Here is a 17,551-nt window from a genome sequence, read left to right as displayed (position 1 = left end):
GGCGGACGCCCGTGGCGAGGCGGGCCGCGGAAAACGCCGTGCCCCCGGCGAGGGAACGCCGGGGGCACGGGGACGCGCTGGTCGCAGCCGAGCGCTAGAGCTTCTCGATGACGTGGTCGATGCAGGCCGTCAGGGCCTGGACGTCCGCCGGGTCGATCGCCGGGAACATCGCGACGCGCAGCTGGTTGCGGCCGAGCTTGCGGTAGGGCTCGGTGTCGACGATGCCGTTGGCCCGCAGGGCCTTGGCGACGGCCGCCGCGTCGATCTCGTCGGTGAAGTCGATCGTGCCGATGACCTGCGAGCGCTTGGCCGCGTCGGTGACGAACGGGGTGGCGTGCTTGGAGTCCTCGGCCCACCCGTAGAGGTTCTGCGCGGAGGCGGCGGTGCGGCGCACCGCCCAGTCCAGGCCGCCCTGGCCGTTGATCCACTCCAGCTGCTCGTTGAGCAGGAAGAGGGTGGACAGCCCCGGGGTGTTGTACGTCTGGTTCTTGAGCGAGTTGTCGATCGCCGTGGGGAGCGAGAAGAACTCCGGGACGTGGCGGCCGGACGCGTGGATGCTGCGGGCACGCTCCAGGGCGGCCGGGGAGAACGCCGCCAGCCACAGGCCGCCGTCGGAGGCGAAGGACTTCTGCGGGGCGAAGTAGTAGACGTCGGTCTCGGTGATGTCCACCGGGAGGCCGCCGGCGCCGGAGGTCGCGTCGACCAGGACCAGGGAGCCCTCGTCCGCGCCCGCGACCCGCTTGATCGGGGCCGCGACACCGGTCGAGGTCTCGTTGTGGGTGTAGGCGTAGACGTCCACGCCCTGCTCCGCAGCCGGCGAGGGGTGCGAGCCCGGGTCGGCGGAGATGACGGTGGGCTCCTCCAGCCAGGGCGCCAGCTTGGCGGCCTTGGCGAACTTGGAGGAGAACTCACCGAAGGAGAGGTGCTGGGACTTGTTCTCGATGAGCCCGTGGGTCGCGATGTCCCAGAACGCGGTCGAGCCGCCGTTGCCGAGCACGACCTCGTAGCCCTCGGGGAGCTGGAAGAGGTCGCGTACGCCGTCGCGCACCTTGCCCACGAGGTTCTTGACCGGGGCCTGGCGGTGGGACGTACCGAGAAGGGAGGTTCCGGTGGCGGCGAGGGCGCCGAGCGCCTCCGTACGCACCTTGGAGGGGCCCGCGCCGAAGCGTCCGTCGGCGGGCTTGATGTCAGCGGGGATCTGGATATCAGCCACAGCGGAAGCCTAATCCGTCGCGCCCGGGGCCCTGGCGGTGCGTCCACCGGATGAGATGGCGATCGGTCTCCTGGTGAGACGGCGCCTCAGCCCTCCGGCGGCGCGCCGGGCACCGGGCCCGCGTCGTCCGCGGCGTACAGAGCGGTGACCTCGGCGGCGGCGCGGGCCAGGACCTGCCGGGCCTCCGGCGGGTCGAGCACTTCGAGCGAGTCGCCGAACTGCAGCAGCTGGCGGACGGCGCGCAGCACCGGGTACGCCAGCTCGACGGTGACCCAGGAATCGCCGGCGGCTTCGCCGGTGGCTCCGGTGCCGCCCGCCGCGCCGTCCTCGGTGTCACCCGTTCGTGGCGGTCCGGTCAGTGCCGCGCCGAGGATGCGGACGGCGAGGTCCAGCCGGTCGCGCCGGATCCGGGCGGTCACCCGCACCGGCGCCGAGCGCTCCTCCACCTCGCGCCGCAGCAGCTGCCACACGTCCGCGAGTTCCACGCCGGGCCGGCGGCGGACCGGGGCGTCGGTGACGGTGGCCGCCAGGATCCGGTCGGTGCGCAGCAGCCGTGGTCTGCCCCGCCGGTCGGCGACGAGGTACCAGATGCCGGCCTTGGCCACCAGGCCGTAGGGGTCGACGGTGTACGTCCGCGGCGTCGTCGCGCCGCTGTGGCGGTAGCGCAGGCGCAGCCGGCGGTCGGTGAAGACCGCGGTGCTCAGCTCGTCGACGTCCACGGCGGGGTGGGTGGGCCGGGCCATCCAGCGGTCCGGGTCGACGAGGATGCGCCGGCTGGTGAGTTCCGCGGCCGGGCGGTGCGGGGCGGGCAGCGCGGCCATCACCTTGCGCAACGCCGAGCCGAGGGCGTCGTCGAGGCCGAGGGCGGTGTGCGCGCCCTGGGCGGCCAGCACGAACAGCGCGCGGGACTCGTCGGCGGTCAGCCCCGTCACGTCGGTGCGGAATCCCGGCAGCAGAGCGATTCCGCCGTGCCGGCCGCGCTCGGCGTAGACCGGGACACCGGCCGCCGAGAGGGACTCGACGTCGCGGTAGACGGTGCGGGTGGAGACCTCCAGCCGCTCGGCGAGCTCCGATGCGGGGACCGTGCCGCGGGTCTGGAGGAGCAGCAGGAGGGACAGCAGGCGGTCGGACTTCACGCCCGCTTTTATATATGACGGCAGCTGTCAGGTTATCGCGCCAGAGTGCGCGGCATGGAGACCAACGAACGCATCCAGGACCGTCGTGACGCCGCCGCTTCCCGCGGCGGGACCCCTGGCACGGCTGCTGCCACTGCACCTCCCGTGCCCGCCCCCGGCGCCCTGGCCGACCTGGCCCGGCAGGTCCGCGGGCCTGTCCTGGCCCCCGGCGACGAGGGGTACGACGACGAGCGGTCCGGCTTCCAGGTGGCCCACCGGCACCGTCCGGCAGTCCTCGTCGGGGCGGCGTGCGCCGACGACGTGGCCGCCGCCGTGCGCTTCGCCCGGGAGCACGGGCTGCCGGTCGCGGTACAGGCCACCGGTCACGGGCTGGCCGCGGCCACCGACGGCGGGCTGCTGATCGGCACGCGACGGATGTCCGGCGTGAGGGTGGACGCCGCCGCGGGCACCGCGCGGGTCGAGGCGGGCACCGTGTGGGGCACGGTCGTCGAGGAGGCCGCCCGGCACGGACTGGCGCCGCTGAACGGCTCCTCGCCCGGCGTCGGCGTCGTCTCGTACACCCTCGGGGGCGGGGTGGGCGTGCTGGCCCGCACCTTCGGATTCGCCGCCGACCACGTCCGGTCCGTCGACCTGGTGACCGCCGACGCCCGGCAGCGGCACCTGACCGCCACGAGCGACCCGGAGCTGTTCGGGGCGCTGCTCGGCGGCGGCCACGGCCTCGGTGTGGTGACCGCGATGGAGTTCGGGCTGCTGCCGGTGGCCCGGGTCTACGGCGGGCAGCTGGTGTTCGGCGCGGACCGCATCGACGACGCGCTGGCGGCCTACCTGCGGTGGACCGGGACCGTTCCGGACACCCTGACGTCCTCGGTCGCGCTGATCACCTACCCGGACCTCCCGCAGCTGCCTCCGTCGCTGCGGGGCCGCAGCCTCGCGCAGATCCGTATCGCGTACACCGGCAGTGCGCGGGAGGGGGAGAAGCTGGTGGCTCCGCTGCGCGCGGTGGGCCCGCTCGCCGGTGACGACCTCCGCGAGATGCCGTACGCCGAGTCGCACACCATCCACCGGGACCCGAGCGATCCGCACGCCTACCTCGGCGACAACGCGCTGCTCAGCGGGCTCGACGCGGCCGCGCTGCGGCGGGTGGCACGGCTGACCGGGCCGGACGCGCCGGTGATGTGCGTGGTCCAGCTCAACCACCTCGGGGGCGCGCTTGCGCGGCCGTCCGTGGCGGACGCGGTCGGACACCGCGACGCCCGGTTCGCGTTGCGGGTGCTCTCGCCCCTGGACGCGGGGAACCCGGCATCGGATCTGCGCACCGCTCGGGCGCTGCACGAGGCGGCGCTGGCGGAGGTCGCGCCGTGGCGGCTCGGCCGCAGCGTGAACTTCCTGCTCGGCGATCACGGCACGCGGCCGGACGCGGCGGCGGTGGCCCGCAGCGCGCACGGCGACGACCTGCACCGCAGGCTGGCCGCGCTGAAGGCGGCGCACGATCCGGCCGACATCTTCCGCTTCCACCCGCTCGCGGCCGCCGGGCCCGCCGGAGCCGTCTCCTCGCCCACATCCGTCGCCGGTGACGGGCATGCCGAGGCGCCATGAACCGGATCGAGTGGGCAGGCTGGGGGCATGGCTGATCGTACGGAGAACGAGAAGCGGGAACTGGAGAAGGAGTTGGCGGCCGCGGTACGAGGGGAGGTCTCCTTCACCACGGCCGACCGGGCGCTGATGACGATGGACGCGTCCAACTACCGGCGGGTGCCCCGCGGGGTCGTCGCCCCCCGGGACGCCGAGGACGTCGCGGCGGCGCTGCGGGTGTGCCGCGAACACGGCGTGCCCGTGGTCGCGCGCGGCGCCGGGACGAGCATCGCGGGGCAGGCCACCGGCGTCGGGGTCGTCCTGGACTTCACGCGGCACATGCGGCGGATCGTGTCCCTGGACGCGGCCGCCGGGACGGCCGTCGTCCAGCCCGGCGTGATCCTGGACGACCTTCGGGCCGCGGCCGCACCGCACGGCCTGACGTTCGGCCCGGACCCCTCCACGCACAGTCGCTGCACCCTCGGCGGCATGATCGGCAACAACTCCTGCGGCTCGCACTCGGTGGCCTGGGGCACCACCGCCGACAGTGTGCACGAGCTGGAGCTGTTGACGTACGGCGGGGAGCGGGTGCGGGCCGGGCGCGGCACCGACGCCGGCGGCGCGCCCACCGGTCTGCCGCCGCGGCTGCGGGACGGGGTGAAGTCCCTGGTGGACGGGGAGTTGGCGCTGCTGCGCACCGGCTACCCGGAGCTGCCGCGCCGGATCTCGGGCTATGCGCTGGACGCCCTGCTCCCGGAGGCGGACACCGACCTGGCACGCGCCCTCACCGGCAGCGAGGGCACCCTCGGCGTGCTCACCGAGGCCACCGTGCGGCTGGTACGGACCCCGGCGGCGCGGGCGCTCGCGGTGCTCGGCTACCCGGACGAGAGCGCGGCGGCCGAGGCCGCGCACACCCTGCTGCCGCACGGCCCGCTGACCGTCGAGGGCATGGCCGCCGACCTGGTCGGCAGCGCCGCCGGGCTGCCCAAGGGCGGCGCCTGGCTGTTCGTGGAGACGGGCGGCGCGAGCCGCGCCGAGGCGACGGCCGCGGCCGAGGCGCTGTGCCGGGCGGCGGCCGACGGCCTCACCGACCACGCCGTCGTCTCCGACCCGGCCGGGCAGCGGGCGCTGTGGCGGGTGCGCGAGGACGCGTCGGGGACCGCGACGCGGATGCCCGACGGCAGCGAGGCGTGGCCCGGCTGGGAGGACTGCGCCGTGCCGCCCGCCCGACTCGGCCCCTATCTGCGCGAATTCCGCGCCCTGCTGACCCAGCACGGCCTGCGCGGCACGCCCTACGGCCACTTCGGGGACGGCTGCATCCATGTCCGGATCGACTTCGATCTGCTGACCGCGCCCGGCATCCGCACCTTCCGCGAATTCTCCTACGACCTGGGCGACCTGGTGGTGGCGCACGGCGGTTCGCTGTCCGGCGAGCACGGCGACGGACAGGCCCGCGCCGAGCTGCTGCCCAAGATGTACGGGCCGGAGCTGGTCGGGCTGTTCGACCGCTTCAAGGACCTGTGGGACCCGGCCGGGGGGCTCAACCCCGGCATGCTCGTACGCCCCGACCGCCTGGACGACAACCTCCGCTTCGAGGTGCTGCCGAAGCGGCCGGTGCCGGTGGAGTTCGGCTATCCGCACGACGACGGGGACTTCTCCGCGGCGGTGCGGCGCTGTGTGGGCGTCGCCAAGTGCCGCCAGCTCACCGCCAACGCGGGCTCGTCCGACGTGATGTGCCCGTCCTTCCGGGCCACCGGGGAAGAGGCGCACTCCACCCGCGGGCGGGCCCGGCTGCTGCACGAGATGCTCGCGGGCGAGGTGGTCACCGACGGCTGGCGGTCGGAGGAGGTGCGCGACGCCCTCGACCTGTGCCTGTCCTGCAAGGGGTGCCGCAGCGACTGCCCGGTCGGTGTGGACATGGCCACCTACAAGGCGGAGTTCCTGCACCACCACTACGAGGGCCGCCTGCGGCCCGCCGCGCACTACGCGATGGGACGGCTGCCGCAGTGGCTGCGCGCCGCGGCGCCGGCCGCGCCGCTGCTCAACGTCCTCGCCCGCAGCCCGCTCGCAGCCGTGGGCAAGCGGCTCGCCGGAATCGCCGCCGAGCGTCCGATCCCGCGGCTGGCCACCGAGCCGTTCACCCGCTGGTGGTGGCGCCGGAGGAAGGCATCGGACGTCCCGGCCGCCGGAACCGCCCGCACGGTCCTCCTGTGGGCCGACACCTTCACCAACTTCCTCTCCCCGGAGGTCGGCCGGGCCGCCGTAGAGGTCCTTGAAGCCGCCGGTCTTCGGCCGCTGCTGCCGCCCACCCTGCCCAAGGGATCGGCCGGCCGCGCACCCCGGCCGCGCCGGCACCGCCCGCTGTGCTGCGGGCTGACCTATGTCTCGACCGGCCAGCTCGACCAGGCGCGCGCCGTCATGCGGCGGACCGTCGAGGCGCTGGATCCGCTGCTGCGGGACGGCCGTCCGCTGGTCGTCCTCGAACCGAGCTGCGCGGCGGCGCTGCGCACGGACCTGCCCGAGCTGCTCTCGGACGATCCGCGGGCCGCCCGGATCGCCGCGTCCGTGCGGACCTTCGCGCAGGCCCTGGAGGAGCTGGCCCCCGACTGGGAGCCACCGCGGCTCGACCGCCCCGTGGTCGGCCAGACGCACTGCCACCAGCACGCCGTCCTCGGCGATGCGGCGGAGCGCCGACTGCGCGAACGCGCAGGTCTGACAGGGGAGTTGAGCGGTGGCTGCTGTGGCCTTGCCGGCAACTTCGGTTTCGAGGCCGGGCACTACGACGTCTCCGTCGCCTGCGCGGAGGACCGCCTGCTGCCCGCCGTACGCGAGTCCGCCGCCGACGCCGAGGTCCTCGCGGACGGCTTCTCCTGCCGCACCCAGCTCGACCAGCTCGCCGGACGGCCCGGTCGCCATCTGGCCGAGGTGCTCGCCCAGGCACTGCGGGAGGAGCGGGGCGCGGCGAGCGGGTGAGGCCGGCCGCCGCGGCCGGCCCCGACCGGGCCGGGCTCAGGCGCCGCCGGTCTCGCCGAGGACCTCGTGCGCCAGCGCGATCAGATCCGGGATGAGGGGGTGGCCGGGGCTGTCGCGCCAGGCCAGCACCACGGGCACGGGCGGGGCGTCGGTCAGCGGGACGTACGCCATCGCGGGGTGCGGGTGCATCCCGGCGGTGGCGGAGGTGGTCACGCCGACCGCCCGGCCACCGGTGATGGCCGCCAGCCAGTCATCGGTGTTGCCGATGGTGATGGTCGAGGCCGGGCGGTTCCCCGCGGGCCACAGGTCCAGGGTGGTGGTGCCGGAGACGGTGTTCAGCGCGAGGGTGCGGTCCGCCAGGTCGGCGAGCGAGAGAGTGGCGCGGCCGGCGAGCGGATCGTCGGCCGGCAGTCCGGCCACCCGGGGCTCGGTGGTCAGTTGCTCGGTGACCAGCCCGGGAGCGCTGACCTCGCCGCGCAGCAGGGCCGCGTCGACGTCGCCGCGGGCCAGCCCCGCCGTGCGGTCGTCGACCCGCAGCAGCTCCAGCGGGGTGTCGGGGTGCCGTTCGTGCCAGCGCCGGAGCAGCACGGTGGTGTACCGGCCGGCCGCCGACCAGGCGTGGCCCAGCCGCAGCGGCCAGCCCCGGTGCGGGTGCCCCAGCGCCCGGTCGAAGGCGGTCACCGCGATGGCGGCCTGATCCCGGAAGCCGGTGCCTTCGGGGGTGAGCGCGAGGTGATGGGTGGAGCGGTCGACGAGGCGGACGCCCAGTTCCTCTTCCAGCTGGCGCAGGGTGCGGGAGACGGCCGGCTGGGTCAGGTGCAGCCGCTCCGCGGCGCGGGTGACGCTGAGCGTGTCGGCGATGGCGAGGAAGCAGCGGAAATGACGCAGCTCGATGGTCATGCGTGTGGAGCATAACAACAGGGGAAACGGCATTTCACGGACCGGAAGGATGGCCCTTAGCGTGGGGGTGTGAATTCTTCCCCCGCCGGCTCCGATGGCCCCATAGCGGCCACTTCCGCCCCCACCGACCCCTCCGCCACTTCGTCCCGCGGCGCCTCGTCCGGCGCCACCGCCGGTGGGGCCGCGACCGCTTCCGCTTCGGCCGGCCCGGCCTCCGGTGACCAGGCCCACGACGGGTCGGTCCACCACCCGGTGCCCGCCTCGCCGGAGGTCATGACGGCGGAGGCGGCGGCCGCTGCGGCGGGTCCCGCGGGGGCGCGCGGGCGGCTGGTGTCGGTGGCGCTGGTCATCGGCGGCATCGTCTCGCTCCAGTTCGGGTCCTCGGTGGCGGTGCTGCTCTTCCCGCGCGCCGGAGCGCTGGGCGTCGTCACCCTCCGGCTCGTCGTCGCCTCGCTGGTGCTGCTGATCGTCTGCCGCCCCAAGCTGCGCGGCCACAGCCGCGGCGACTGGGCCACGGTGGTCGCCTTCGGCGTCGCGCTGGCCGGCATGAACTCGCTCTTCTACCAGGCGATCGACCGCATCCCGCTGGGCGCCGCGGTCACGCTGGAGTTCCTCGGTCCGCTGATCCTGTCGGTGGCCACCTCACGGCGGGCGCTGAGCATGCTGTGGGCAGCGCTGGCGCTCGGTGGTGTGGTGCTGCTGGGCCGCGAGGGCTTCGACGGGCTGAACCTCGCCGGCGCCGGCTTCGCCCTGGCGGCCGGCGGGCTGTGGGCCGCGTACATCCTGCTCTCGGCCCGTACCGGCCAACGCTTCCCCCAGGCGGACGGGCTCGCGCTGGCCATGACCGTCGCCGCGGTGCTCAGCCTCCCGCTCGGCGTCGCGAGCGCGGGCGCCGCGCTGCTCGACCCCGTCACCCTGGGCCTGGGCGCGGCCGTCGCCCTGATGTCGTCGGTGCTGCCCTACACGCTGGAACTGCTCGCCCTGCGCAAGCTGCCCGCCTCCGGCTTCGCGGTCATGATGAGCCTGGAGCCGGCCGCCGCGGCCACCGCCGGATTCCTGGTCCTGCACCAGGCGCTGGGCTGGGTCGAGGTGCTGGCGATCGGCCTGGTCGTCGTCGCGAGCGTGGGCGCGGTACGCAGCGCGGGGGCGTCCTCGCACAGCTGAACCGGCACGGCGTCGGGGCACCGTCGCGCGCGCAGCCCGGGTTCAGCCGGTGCCGCGCAGGGTGGCGTGCAGCCGCGTGGCCGGCTGGAGCAGCAGGCCGACCGCGGGGCGGACCTCTCGCGGGGTGACGTCCAGATGAAAGCGCTGCGCCAGTGTCGCCAGCAGCAGTACCGCCTCGACCTGCGCGAAGCGCGCGCCGAGGCAGGCGCGCGGGCCGCCGCCGAACGGAAACCAGGCGTGGTCGGGGACGGCGTCCCGCGCGTCGGGTGCCCACCGCTCCGGCCGGAACGCCGCGGGCTCCGGGAACCACCGGGGGTCGCGGTGGGTGGCCCACTGGCTGCACCACACGGTCGTCCCGGCCCGGATGCCCCGGCCGCCCAGCGTGGCGCCCTCCCCGGCCACGGCGGGAATCAGCCAGGCCGGGGGGTACAGCCGCAGGGTCTCCTTGACGATCTGGCCGGTGTAGGACAGCCGCTCGTAGTCGTCGAAGCCGGGCAGACGGCCGCCGAGCACCCGCGCCAACTCGTCGTCCAGCCGCGCCCGCACCTCCGGGGCGCCGGACAGCAGATACCAGGCCCAGGTCAGCGCGGTGGAGGTCGTCTCGTGGCCGGCCGCCCAGAGCGTGACGGCCTCGTCCCTGACCTCCACGGGCGAGAGCGGCCCGCCTCCCTCGTCACGCGCCGCGAGCAGTCGGCCCAGCAGGTCGTCCCGCCCTTCGGCCGCCGCTCCCGCCGCCCGGCGCGCGCCGATCAGCCGGTGCACCTCCGCGTCGATGGCGGCGACGGCGGTCAGCAGCCGCCGCCGGGAGGGGGTGCGCACCCAGTCGGGCAGGAAGAGGTTGATGCCTCGGAGTTCGTCGCCGACCACCCGCTCGGCCAGGGCCATCGCGTCGCCGATCGCGCGGGTCCCCTCCGCGTCATCGTTGCCGAACAGGGTGCGCAGCACGATCCGCCGGGTGATGAGCGCCATCGCCCGGTGCACATCGAGCCGGTCGCCGTCCCGCCACTGCTCGGCCGCCAGCCGGGCGCAGTCGACCATGGCCGTGGCGTACCCGCGGACCTGCCGGGGACGGACGGTCGGCTGCACCAGGGAGCGTTTGCGACGCCAGTCGGCGCCCCGGCTGCGGATGACGCTGCGGCCGACCAGCTGCTTGAACGCCCAGCCGATCTCCAGGATTTCGAAGGTCTGCTCCCGGGCGGCCAGCATCTCGGCGATGTGCTGCGGGTGGGCGAGGAACAGGCTCCGCCGTGGACCCAGTGACCAGGCCACGGTGTCCCCGAAGTCCTCCCGCAGACGGACCAGGAAGGCCAGCGGGTCGCTGCCGAACTCCGGGAGGTTCCCGAGCCACGGCAGCCCCCGCGGCCCGGCGACGGGGCGCAGCGGAACGGACGGCGACACGGACATGGCCCCTCCAGGCAGGTGTGAACTCTCCGCGGCGGCCGGGACCGGCCCCGGGCGGCTGCCCGGTGCCGCCTCCCTCCGTCTACCAGGCGGGAACGGCCGGTCACCGGCAACGCACCGGGTGACGGGGACGGCGCGGGAAGCGCCGGGAGCCCGGCGCCGCGCACGGGTCGCGCTCGGTCCCGCCCCGGGGCGTTCCGGCGCGCCGGCTCAGGCGCCGGTGGAGCAGACCGCGTACACCGCGCCGTTGACGGGGGCGCGCTGCGGCATGTTGTAGGCGATCCGCTGCGCCTCCTCCAACTCCTTCTGTGCCGCCTCGCGTTGGGCGTCGGTGGTGGCGTTGTCCACGGCGTCCTGCTTGGCCTGGACGACCTCCAGCTGCTTGAGCAGTTCCGGGTTGATCGAGTCGGCGCTGACCACCCAGCCGTCGCCCGCGGTGGTGGGGTGGGAGGCGGTGACGGTCTGCTCGATCTCGTAGCCGGAGATCTCGAAGCCGCCGCTGATCACGTAGGAGCCGGCGGGGCATCTCGCGGTCAGGCGGTTCAGCTCCCCCTGCACCGTGACGATGCGCGGCGGGGCGAGCAGCCGCAGGGCGCGGTGCGGTGCGGGGGCGGGGTGCGCCGTGGCGCCGGCGGCAGGGGTCGCGCCGCAGGCCAGCAGGGCTGTGAAGGTGGCTGCGCAGAGGGTCAGTGCGGTGGAGCGCATCGCGGCTCGGGCCGTCCTTCCGTGGAACACACACAACCTGGGCGAGAGGGGAGCGAAGCAAGGGGTGAGCGGGGTGAGAAGGGGCGAGCGAGGTCGAGGGGTACGAGAGCGGTCCCCTTAGGTCTGACCGGCTGCGCCGCCGCTCACCGGTCGGCGCGCCTTATTCACCGACTTGGCGGTGGTGTCCGGGGAGAAAATCATGCAGGCGTGCTTGATTGTTTCTGTCGACGCTGCCACGCTCGGAGCGCACCGCACCACACCGCACCCGTACGGCCGCGGCATTCCGCCACGGCCTGCGACGCATGCCAACGCGCCCCGCCGTCAAGGCAGTCGGGCCGAGGAGGGGAGTGCCGCGTGTCCGATCCCGGCGCCGTACTGGCGGATCTCAAGGCCGAGAGCGAGGAGCTGGACGCCGTCGTCGGCGCGCTCCCCGCGGGGCGGTGGGCCACCCCCACTCCCGCGGACGGCTGGACCGTCGCCCACCAGATCGCCCATCTGGCCTGGACCGACCGGCAGGCCCTGCGCTCGGCCACCGACCCCGACGGCTTCCTCCGGGCCGCGCAGGAGGCGCTCGCCACGCCGCTGACCTTCGTCGACGACGCCGCGGAGGCCGGGGCGCAGGCGCCGCCCGCGGAGCTGCTCGCGGACTGGCGGGCGGGTCGCGAGGCGCTGGCGACCGCACTCGCCGAGCGCCCGGCAGGCGAGAAACTGCCCTGGTTCGGCCCGCCGATGAGCGTCGCGTCGATGGCCACCGGGCGGCTGATGGAGACCTGGGCGCACGGCCAGGACATCGCCGACGCGCTGGGTGTGCGGCGCGCTCCCACCGCCCGGCTGCGGCATGTCGCCCGGATCGGAGTGCGGGCCCGCAACTTCTCCTACGCCGCCCACGGACTCACGCCGCCCGAGGACGACTTCCGGGTCGAGCTGCGGGCGCCGGACGGCACGGTCTGGGACTACGGCCCGCCGGACGCCGCCGAGCGGGTGACCGGGGACGCGCTGGAGTTCTGCCTGCTGGTGACGCAGCGGGCGCACCGCGACGACGTACCCGGCGTATGTGCCCAAGGAGCCGAGGCGGAGCGCTGGTTGGGCATCGCCCAGGCGTTCGCCGGACCGCCCGGGAAGGGCCGCGCGCCGTCCGGCCCGGCAGCCACGGGAGCCGGCGGGAGCGGCGCGTGAGCCCCGCGGAGCCGCTCGGCAGGGACCCGGGCGTGCTGCGGATCGGCAATGCCTCCGGCTTCTACGGCGACCGGTTCGACGCCGTCCGCGAGATGCTCACCGGCGGCCCGCTGGACGTCCTGACCGGCGACTATCTCGCCGAACTGACCATGCTGATCCTCGGCCGGGAGCGGCTGAAGGACCCCGCGCGCGGCTACGCAAGGACCTTTCTGCGGCAGCTGGAGGAGACCCTGGCCCTGGCAGCCGAGCGCGGGGTGCGGATCGTCACCAACGCCGGCGGTCTGAATCCGGCCGGACTCGCCGACGCGGTACAGGAGTTGGCGCTGAAGGTCGGCGTGCCGGTACGGGTCGCGCATGTCGAGGGCGACGACCTGTTGGCGCCAGGGGCGTCGGCCCTGAACCGGAACTCGCCGCAGGCCCTTGCGGGTGACCGGCGCGACGGCGTGCTGACCGCCAACGCCTACCTCGGCGGGGGCGGGATCGCGGCCTGCCTTCGGGCCGGGGCCGAGGTGGTGGTGACCGGCAGGGTCACCGACGCCGCCCTGGTCAGTGGCGCCGCCGCGGCGCATTTCGGCTGGCACGCGCAGGATCTGGACCGACTGGCCGGGGCCGTCGTCGCCGGGCACGTCCTGGAGTGCGGCACCCAGGCCACCGGCGGCAACTACTCCTTCTTCGGCGCCCACGACCTGCTGCGGCCCGGCTTCCCGCTCGCCGAGATCGCCGCCGACGGCAGCTCGGTGATCACCAAGCACCCGGGCACCGGGGGCGCGGTCACGGCCGGCACGGTCACCGCCCAACTGCTGTACGAGACCCAGGGCGCGCGCTACGCGGGGCCGGATGTCACGGCGCGGCTGGACACCCTGTCCCTCGTCGACGAGGGACAGGACCGGGTCCGTATCGAGGGGGTGCGGGGCGAGGCTCCGCCGCCGTCGCTGAAGGCCGGACTGACCCGCCTGGGCGGCTGGCGCAACGAGGTCACGTTCGTGCTGACCGGCCTGGACATCGCGGCCAAGGCCGACCTCGTCCGCGGCCAGATGGACGCCGCCCTCGACGCCGCGGCCCGGCGCCCGGCCGAGGTGCGCTGGACGCTGGCCCGAACCGACCACGACGACGCCGACGTGCAGGAGGAGGCGAGCGCGCTGCTGCGGATGGTGGTGCGCGACCCCGACCAGGAAGCGGTGGGCCGGGTCGTCAGCGGCGCCGCGATCGAACTGGCGCTGGCCAGCTACCCCGGCTTCCATGTCACCGCCCCGCCCGGCAAGGGCGAGCCGTACGGCGTCTTCGAGGCGGTGAGCGTGGATCCGGCCGACGTGCCGCACACCGCGGTGCTGCCGGACGGCACCCGGGTCGTCGTCCCGCCCGCGGAACGCACGAAGGAGTGCGAACGCCTCGCGGACCCGCCGCTGCCCGAACCGCTCGATGCGACGCTGCCGACCCGCCGGGCGCCGCTCGGCCTGGTGGCCGGCGCGCGCAGCGGGGACAAGGGCGGCGCGGCGAACGTCGGGGTGTGGGCCCGGACCGACGAGGCGTGGCGCTGGCTGGCGCACGAGCTGACCGTCGACCGCTTCCGCCAACTCCTGCCGGAGACCGCGGGACTGCCCGTGGACCGGCATCTGCTGCCCCGTCTGCGGGCGCTGAACTTCGTCGTCGAGGGCCTGCTGGGTGAGGGCGTCGCTTCGCGGGCCCGCTTCGATCCCCAGGCCAAGGCCGTGGGGGAGTGGCTGCGCGCGCGGCACATGGAGATACCGGAGGTGTTGTTGTGACCGTGCTCCCGACCGGGGTCGACCCGGCGAGTGCCGAGTACGCGGAGCGTCGTACGGCGATGCTCGGGAAGCTGGCGGAGGTCGAGGCCGCACACGGCAAGGCCCTCGCGGGCGGCGGCGAGAAGTACCTCGCACGTCACCGGAGCCGCGGCAAGCTGCCGGCCCGTGAGCGGGTGGAGCTGCTGCTCGACCCCGACACACCCTTCCTCGAACTGTCGCCGCTCGCGGCCTGGGGCGCCTCGCCGGAGTACACCGTGGGCGCGTCGCTGGTCACCGGCATCGGCGTGATCGAAGGCGTGGAGTGCCTGATCACCGCCAACGATCCGACGGTGCGGGGCGGCGCCAGCAACCCCTGGACGCTGAAGAAGGCGCTGCGGGCCAACGAGATCGCGTACGCCAACCGCCTCCCGGTCGTCTCCCTCGTCGAGTCCGGCGGCGCCGATCTGCCCAGCCAGAAGGAGATCTTCATCCCGGGCGGGGCGCTGTTCAAGGACCTCACCCGGCTGTCGGCGGCCGGCATCCCGACCGTCGCCGTGGTGTTCGGCAACTCCACCGCGGGCGGCGCGTACGTCCCCGGGATGTCCGACCACGTCATCATGGTCAAGGAGCGCGCCAAGGTCTTCCTCGGCGGGCCGCCGCTGGTGAAGATGGCGACGGGCGAGGAGAGCGACGACGAGTCGCTGGGCGGCGCCGAGATGCACGCCCGCACCTCCGGCCTCGCGGACTACTTCGCGACCGACGAGCCGGACGCGCTGCGCCAGGCGCGCCGCGTCATCGCCCGCCTCAACTGGCGCAAGGCGCACGCCGATCCGGCCCCCGCGACACCGCCGAAGTACGACGAGGAGGAGCTGCTGGGCATCGTGCCCGGCGACCTCAAGGCGCCGTTCGATCCGCGCGAGGTCATCGCCCGGATCGTCGACGACTCGGACTTCGACGAGTTCAAGCCGCTGTACGGGCCGAGCCTGGCCACCGGCTGGGCGGAGCTGCACGGCTACCCGGTCGGCATCCTCGCCAATGCGCAGGGCGTGCTGTTCAGCGAGGAGTCGCAGAAGGCCGCCCAGTTCATCCAGTTGGCGAACCAGCGGGACATCCCGCTGCTGTTCCTGCACAACACCACCGGCTACATGGTCGGCAAGGAGTACGAGCAGGGCGGCATCATCAAGCACGGCGCGATGATGATCAACGCCGTGTCGAACTCGAAGGTGCCGCACCTGAGCGTCCTGATGGGCGCCTCCTACGGCGCGGGCCACTACGGCATGTGCGGCAGGGCCTACGACCCGCGCTTCCTCTTCTCCTGGCCGAGCGCCAAGTCCGCCGTCATGGGGCCGCAGCAGCTCGCCGGTGTGCTGTCGATCGTCGCCCGCGCCTCGGCGGCCGCCAAGGGGCAGCCCTACGACGACGAGGCGGACGCCGGGCTGCGGGCCATGGTCGAGCAGCAGATCGAGTCGGAGTCGCTGCCGATGTTCCTGTCGGGGCGGCTCTACGACGACGGCGTCATCGACCCCCGCGACACCCGAACCGTCCTCGGCCTGTGCCTGTCCGCCCTGCACACCGCCCCGGTCGAGGGCGCGCGCGGCGGCTTCGGCATCTTCCGGATGTGAGGCAGGAATGATCTCTTCGGTACTTGTCGCCAACCGCGGCGAAATCGCCCGGCGGGTCTTTCGGACCTGCCGCGAACTGGGCATCGCGACGGTCGCCGTGCACTCCGACGCGGACGCCGACGCCCCGCACGTCCGGGAGGCCGACGCGGCCGTACGCCTGCCGGGCGACGCGCCCGCCGACACCTACCTGCGTGGTGACCTCATCGTGAAGGCCGCGCTCGCGGCCGGCGCGGACGCCGTCCATCCCGGCTACGGCTTCCTCTCCGAGAACGCCGGGTTCGCCGCGGCGGTCACCGACGCCGGACTGCGGTGGATCGGGCCTCCCCCCGCCGCCATCGAGGCCATGGCGTCCAAGACCCGGGCCAAGGAGCTGATGGCCGGGGCCGGGGTGCCGCTGCTCGCACCCCTCGACCCCGACGCCGTCACCGCGGCCGACCTGCCGCTGCTGATCAAGGCCGCCGCGGGCGGCGGCGGGCGCGGCATGCGCATCGTGCGCACCCTCGGCGAACTGCCGGACGCCCTGGCCGCGGCCGGCGCGGAAGCGGCCTCCGCCTTCGGCGACGGCGAGGTGTTCCTGGAGCCGTACGTCGTCGAGGGGCGGCACGTCGAGGTCCAGATCCTCGCCGACGCGCACGGCACCGTCTGGGCGCTGGGCACCCGCGACTGCTCCCTCCAGCGCCGCCACCAGAAGGTCATCGAGGAGGCTCCGGCACCCGGCCTGGACGACGCGCTGCGCCGCACCCTGCACGACTCGGCCACCGAGGCGGCCCGCGCGATCGGCTACCGGGGCGCCGGCACCGTAGAGTTCCTGCTCTCGGGCGAGGGGCAGCCGTACTTCCTGGAGATGAACACCCGCCTCCAGGTCGAACACCCCGTCACCGAGGCGGTGCACGGGGTCGACCTGGTCGCCCTCCAGCTGCGCGTCGCCGAAGGGCAGGCGCTGGAGCCACAGCCCCCGGAGCCCACCGGCCACGCGGTCGAGGCCCGGCTGTACGCGGAGGACCCCGCGCACGACTGGCAGCCGCAGACCGGAACGCTGCACCACTTCCGCGTCCCCGGCGACGTCCGGCTCGACTCCGGGGTCACCGACGGCGACGCCATCGGCGTCCACTACGACCCCATGCTGGCCAAGGTCATCGCCTGGGCACCCACCCGCGCCGAGGCCGTCCGCCGCCTCGCGCACGCCCTGGAGCGGGCCCTCATCCACGGCCCGGTCACCAACCGCGACCTGCTCGTCGGCTCGCTGCGCCACCCGGACTTCGCCGCCGCCCGCCTCGATACCGGCTTCTACGACCGCCACCTCGCCGAGCTGACCGCGCGTGACGCCACCCGGCTCTCCCGGGAGGGGCTCTCGGCGCTGGCCGCGGCCCTCGCCGACGCGCACGGCCGTTCCCGGTTCGGCGGCTTCCGCAACGTCCCCTCGCAGCAGCAGACGAAGAGCTACCAGGGCGCGGGCGGCGACAGTGCCGGCCACGAGGTTCGCTACCGCCTGGGCCGCGACGGACTGGAGGCCGAGGACTTCCCCGGCGTGCGGCTGCAGACCCTCGCCCCGGACCGAGTCGTCCTCGAAGTCGACGGACTGCGACGGGAGTTCACCGTCGCCCGCTACGGCGACCGGGTCCATGTCGACTCCCCGCTCGGCGCGCACGCCTTCACCGCACTGCCCCGCTTCCCCGACCCCACCGCCCGCACCGAACCCGGATCGCTGCTCGCCCCGATGCCCGGCACGGTCGTACGCCTCGCGCCCGGCCTCGCCGAGGGCGACCGCGTCACCGCCGGCCAGCCCTTGCTGTGGCTGGAGGCGATGAAGATGGAACACCGGATCACCGCGCCGGCCGACGGCACCCTCACGACGCTGCCGGTCCGCACCGGCCAGCAGGTCGAGGTGGGCGCGCTGCTCGCCGTCGTCACGGACTGAACCGCCACGAGTGCGCGTCCGCGCGCCCC

Annotated in this window: 12 protein-coding genes; 7 read left to right on the top strand and 5 right to left on the bottom strand. The window is 74.6% G+C overall.

Features of this window, described 5'->3' with window-relative positions; all coding sequences use genetic code 11:
- Positions 1-94: 94 nt before the first annotated feature.
- Positions 95-1,213 carry a phosphoserine transaminase gene (serC, locus tag QOM21_RS15020; RefSeq protein ID WP_407550450.1) on the bottom strand — a complete coding sequence of 373 codons (1,119 nt, stop codon included), beginning with the start codon at positions 1,211-1,213 and terminating at the stop codon, positions 95-97.
- 86 nt (positions 1,214-1,299) lie between these two features.
- Positions 1,300-2,349, bottom strand: a complete 1,050-nt coding sequence (locus QOM21_RS15015) for a helix-turn-helix transcriptional regulator (protein WP_407550449.1) — start codon at positions 2,347-2,349, stop codon at positions 1,300-1,302.
- Positions 2,350-2,403: 54 nt separating this feature from the next.
- Here QOM21_RS15015 and QOM21_RS15010 point away from each other — a divergent pair, with 54 nt between their 5' ends.
- Positions 2,404-3,945 (top strand): FAD-binding oxidoreductase, encoded by a 1,542-nt coding sequence (locus QOM21_RS15010; protein WP_407550447.1) that lies wholly within the window; start codon positions 2,404-2,406, stop codon positions 3,943-3,945.
- A 27-nt stretch (positions 3,946-3,972) separates the two neighbouring features.
- Positions 3,973-6,894 carry an FAD-binding and (Fe-S)-binding domain-containing protein gene (locus QOM21_RS15005; protein WP_407550445.1) on the top strand — a complete coding sequence of 974 codons (2,922 nt, stop codon included), beginning with the start codon at positions 3,973-3,975 and terminating at the stop codon, positions 6,892-6,894.
- Positions 6,895-6,930: 36 nt separating this feature from the next.
- Here QOM21_RS15005 and QOM21_RS15000 read toward each other — a convergent pair whose 3' ends face one another.
- A complete protein-coding gene (locus tag QOM21_RS15000) occupies positions 6,931-7,794 on the bottom strand; it encodes a LysR family transcriptional regulator (protein WP_407550443.1) in 864 nt (287 codons plus the stop codon).
- A 273-nt stretch (positions 7,795-8,067) separates the two neighbouring features.
- On the opposite strand from QOM21_RS15000, the gene QOM21_RS14995 reads away from it, so the two are divergent.
- Positions 8,068-8,958: an EamA family transporter gene (locus QOM21_RS14995; protein ID WP_407555679.1), complete on the top strand. Its 891-nt coding sequence runs from the start codon at positions 8,068-8,070 to the stop codon at positions 8,956-8,958.
- A gap of 42 nt (positions 8,959-9,000) precedes the next feature.
- On the opposite strand, the gene QOM21_RS14990 is transcribed toward QOM21_RS14995, so the two are convergent.
- Together QOM21_RS14990 and QOM21_RS14985 are read right to left on the bottom strand one after the other, a co-directional pair.
- Positions 9,001-10,362 carry a cytochrome P450 gene (locus QOM21_RS14990; protein WP_407550441.1) on the bottom strand — a complete coding sequence of 454 codons (1,362 nt, stop codon included), beginning with the start codon at positions 10,360-10,362 and terminating at the stop codon, positions 9,001-9,003.
- Between the two features lie 207 nt (positions 10,363-10,569).
- Positions 10,570-11,064: a hypothetical protein gene (locus QOM21_RS14985; RefSeq protein ID WP_407550439.1), complete on the bottom strand. Its 495-nt coding sequence runs from the start codon at positions 11,062-11,064 to the stop codon at positions 10,570-10,572.
- Positions 11,065-11,418: 354 nt separating this feature from the next.
- On the opposite strand from QOM21_RS14985, the gene QOM21_RS14980 reads away from it, so the two are divergent.
- Genes QOM21_RS14980 through QOM21_RS14965 form a run of 4 tightly spaced genes read left to right on the top strand, consistent with a single transcriptional unit; the run spans position 11,419 to position 17,522 of the window.
- Complete coding sequence (locus tag QOM21_RS14980) at positions 11,419-12,240, top strand: TIGR03084 family metal-binding protein (protein WP_407550437.1); 822 nt, start codon at positions 11,419-11,421, stop codon at positions 12,238-12,240.
- Positions 12,237-14,003, top strand: coding sequence for an acyclic terpene utilization AtuA family protein (locus QOM21_RS14975; RefSeq protein ID WP_407550436.1), 1,767 nt, complete (start codon positions 12,237-12,239; stop codon positions 14,001-14,003). Before QOM21_RS14980 ends, QOM21_RS14975 begins: the two co-directional genes overlap by 4 nt.
- Positions 14,000-15,604, top strand: a complete 1,605-nt coding sequence (locus QOM21_RS14970; RefSeq protein ID WP_407550434.1) for an acyl-CoA carboxylase subunit beta — start codon at positions 14,000-14,002, stop codon at positions 15,602-15,604. Before QOM21_RS14975 ends, QOM21_RS14970 begins: the two co-directional genes overlap by 4 nt.
- 7 nt (positions 15,605-15,611) lie before the next feature.
- Positions 15,612-17,522 carry a biotin carboxylase N-terminal domain-containing protein gene (locus QOM21_RS14965; RefSeq protein ID WP_407550432.1) on the top strand — a complete coding sequence of 637 codons (1,911 nt, stop codon included), beginning with the start codon at positions 15,612-15,614 and terminating at the stop codon, positions 17,520-17,522.
- Positions 17,523-17,551: the final 29 nt, after the last annotated feature.

Origin of the sequence: Streptomyces sp. Pv4-95 (assembly GCF_045782725.1) — a bacterium.
Lineage (GTDB): Bacteria > Actinomycetota > Actinomycetes > Streptomycetales > Streptomycetaceae > Streptomyces.
Note: the sequence above shows the minus strand (reverse complement) of the source record. Positions and strands in the feature narration are given on the sequence as shown.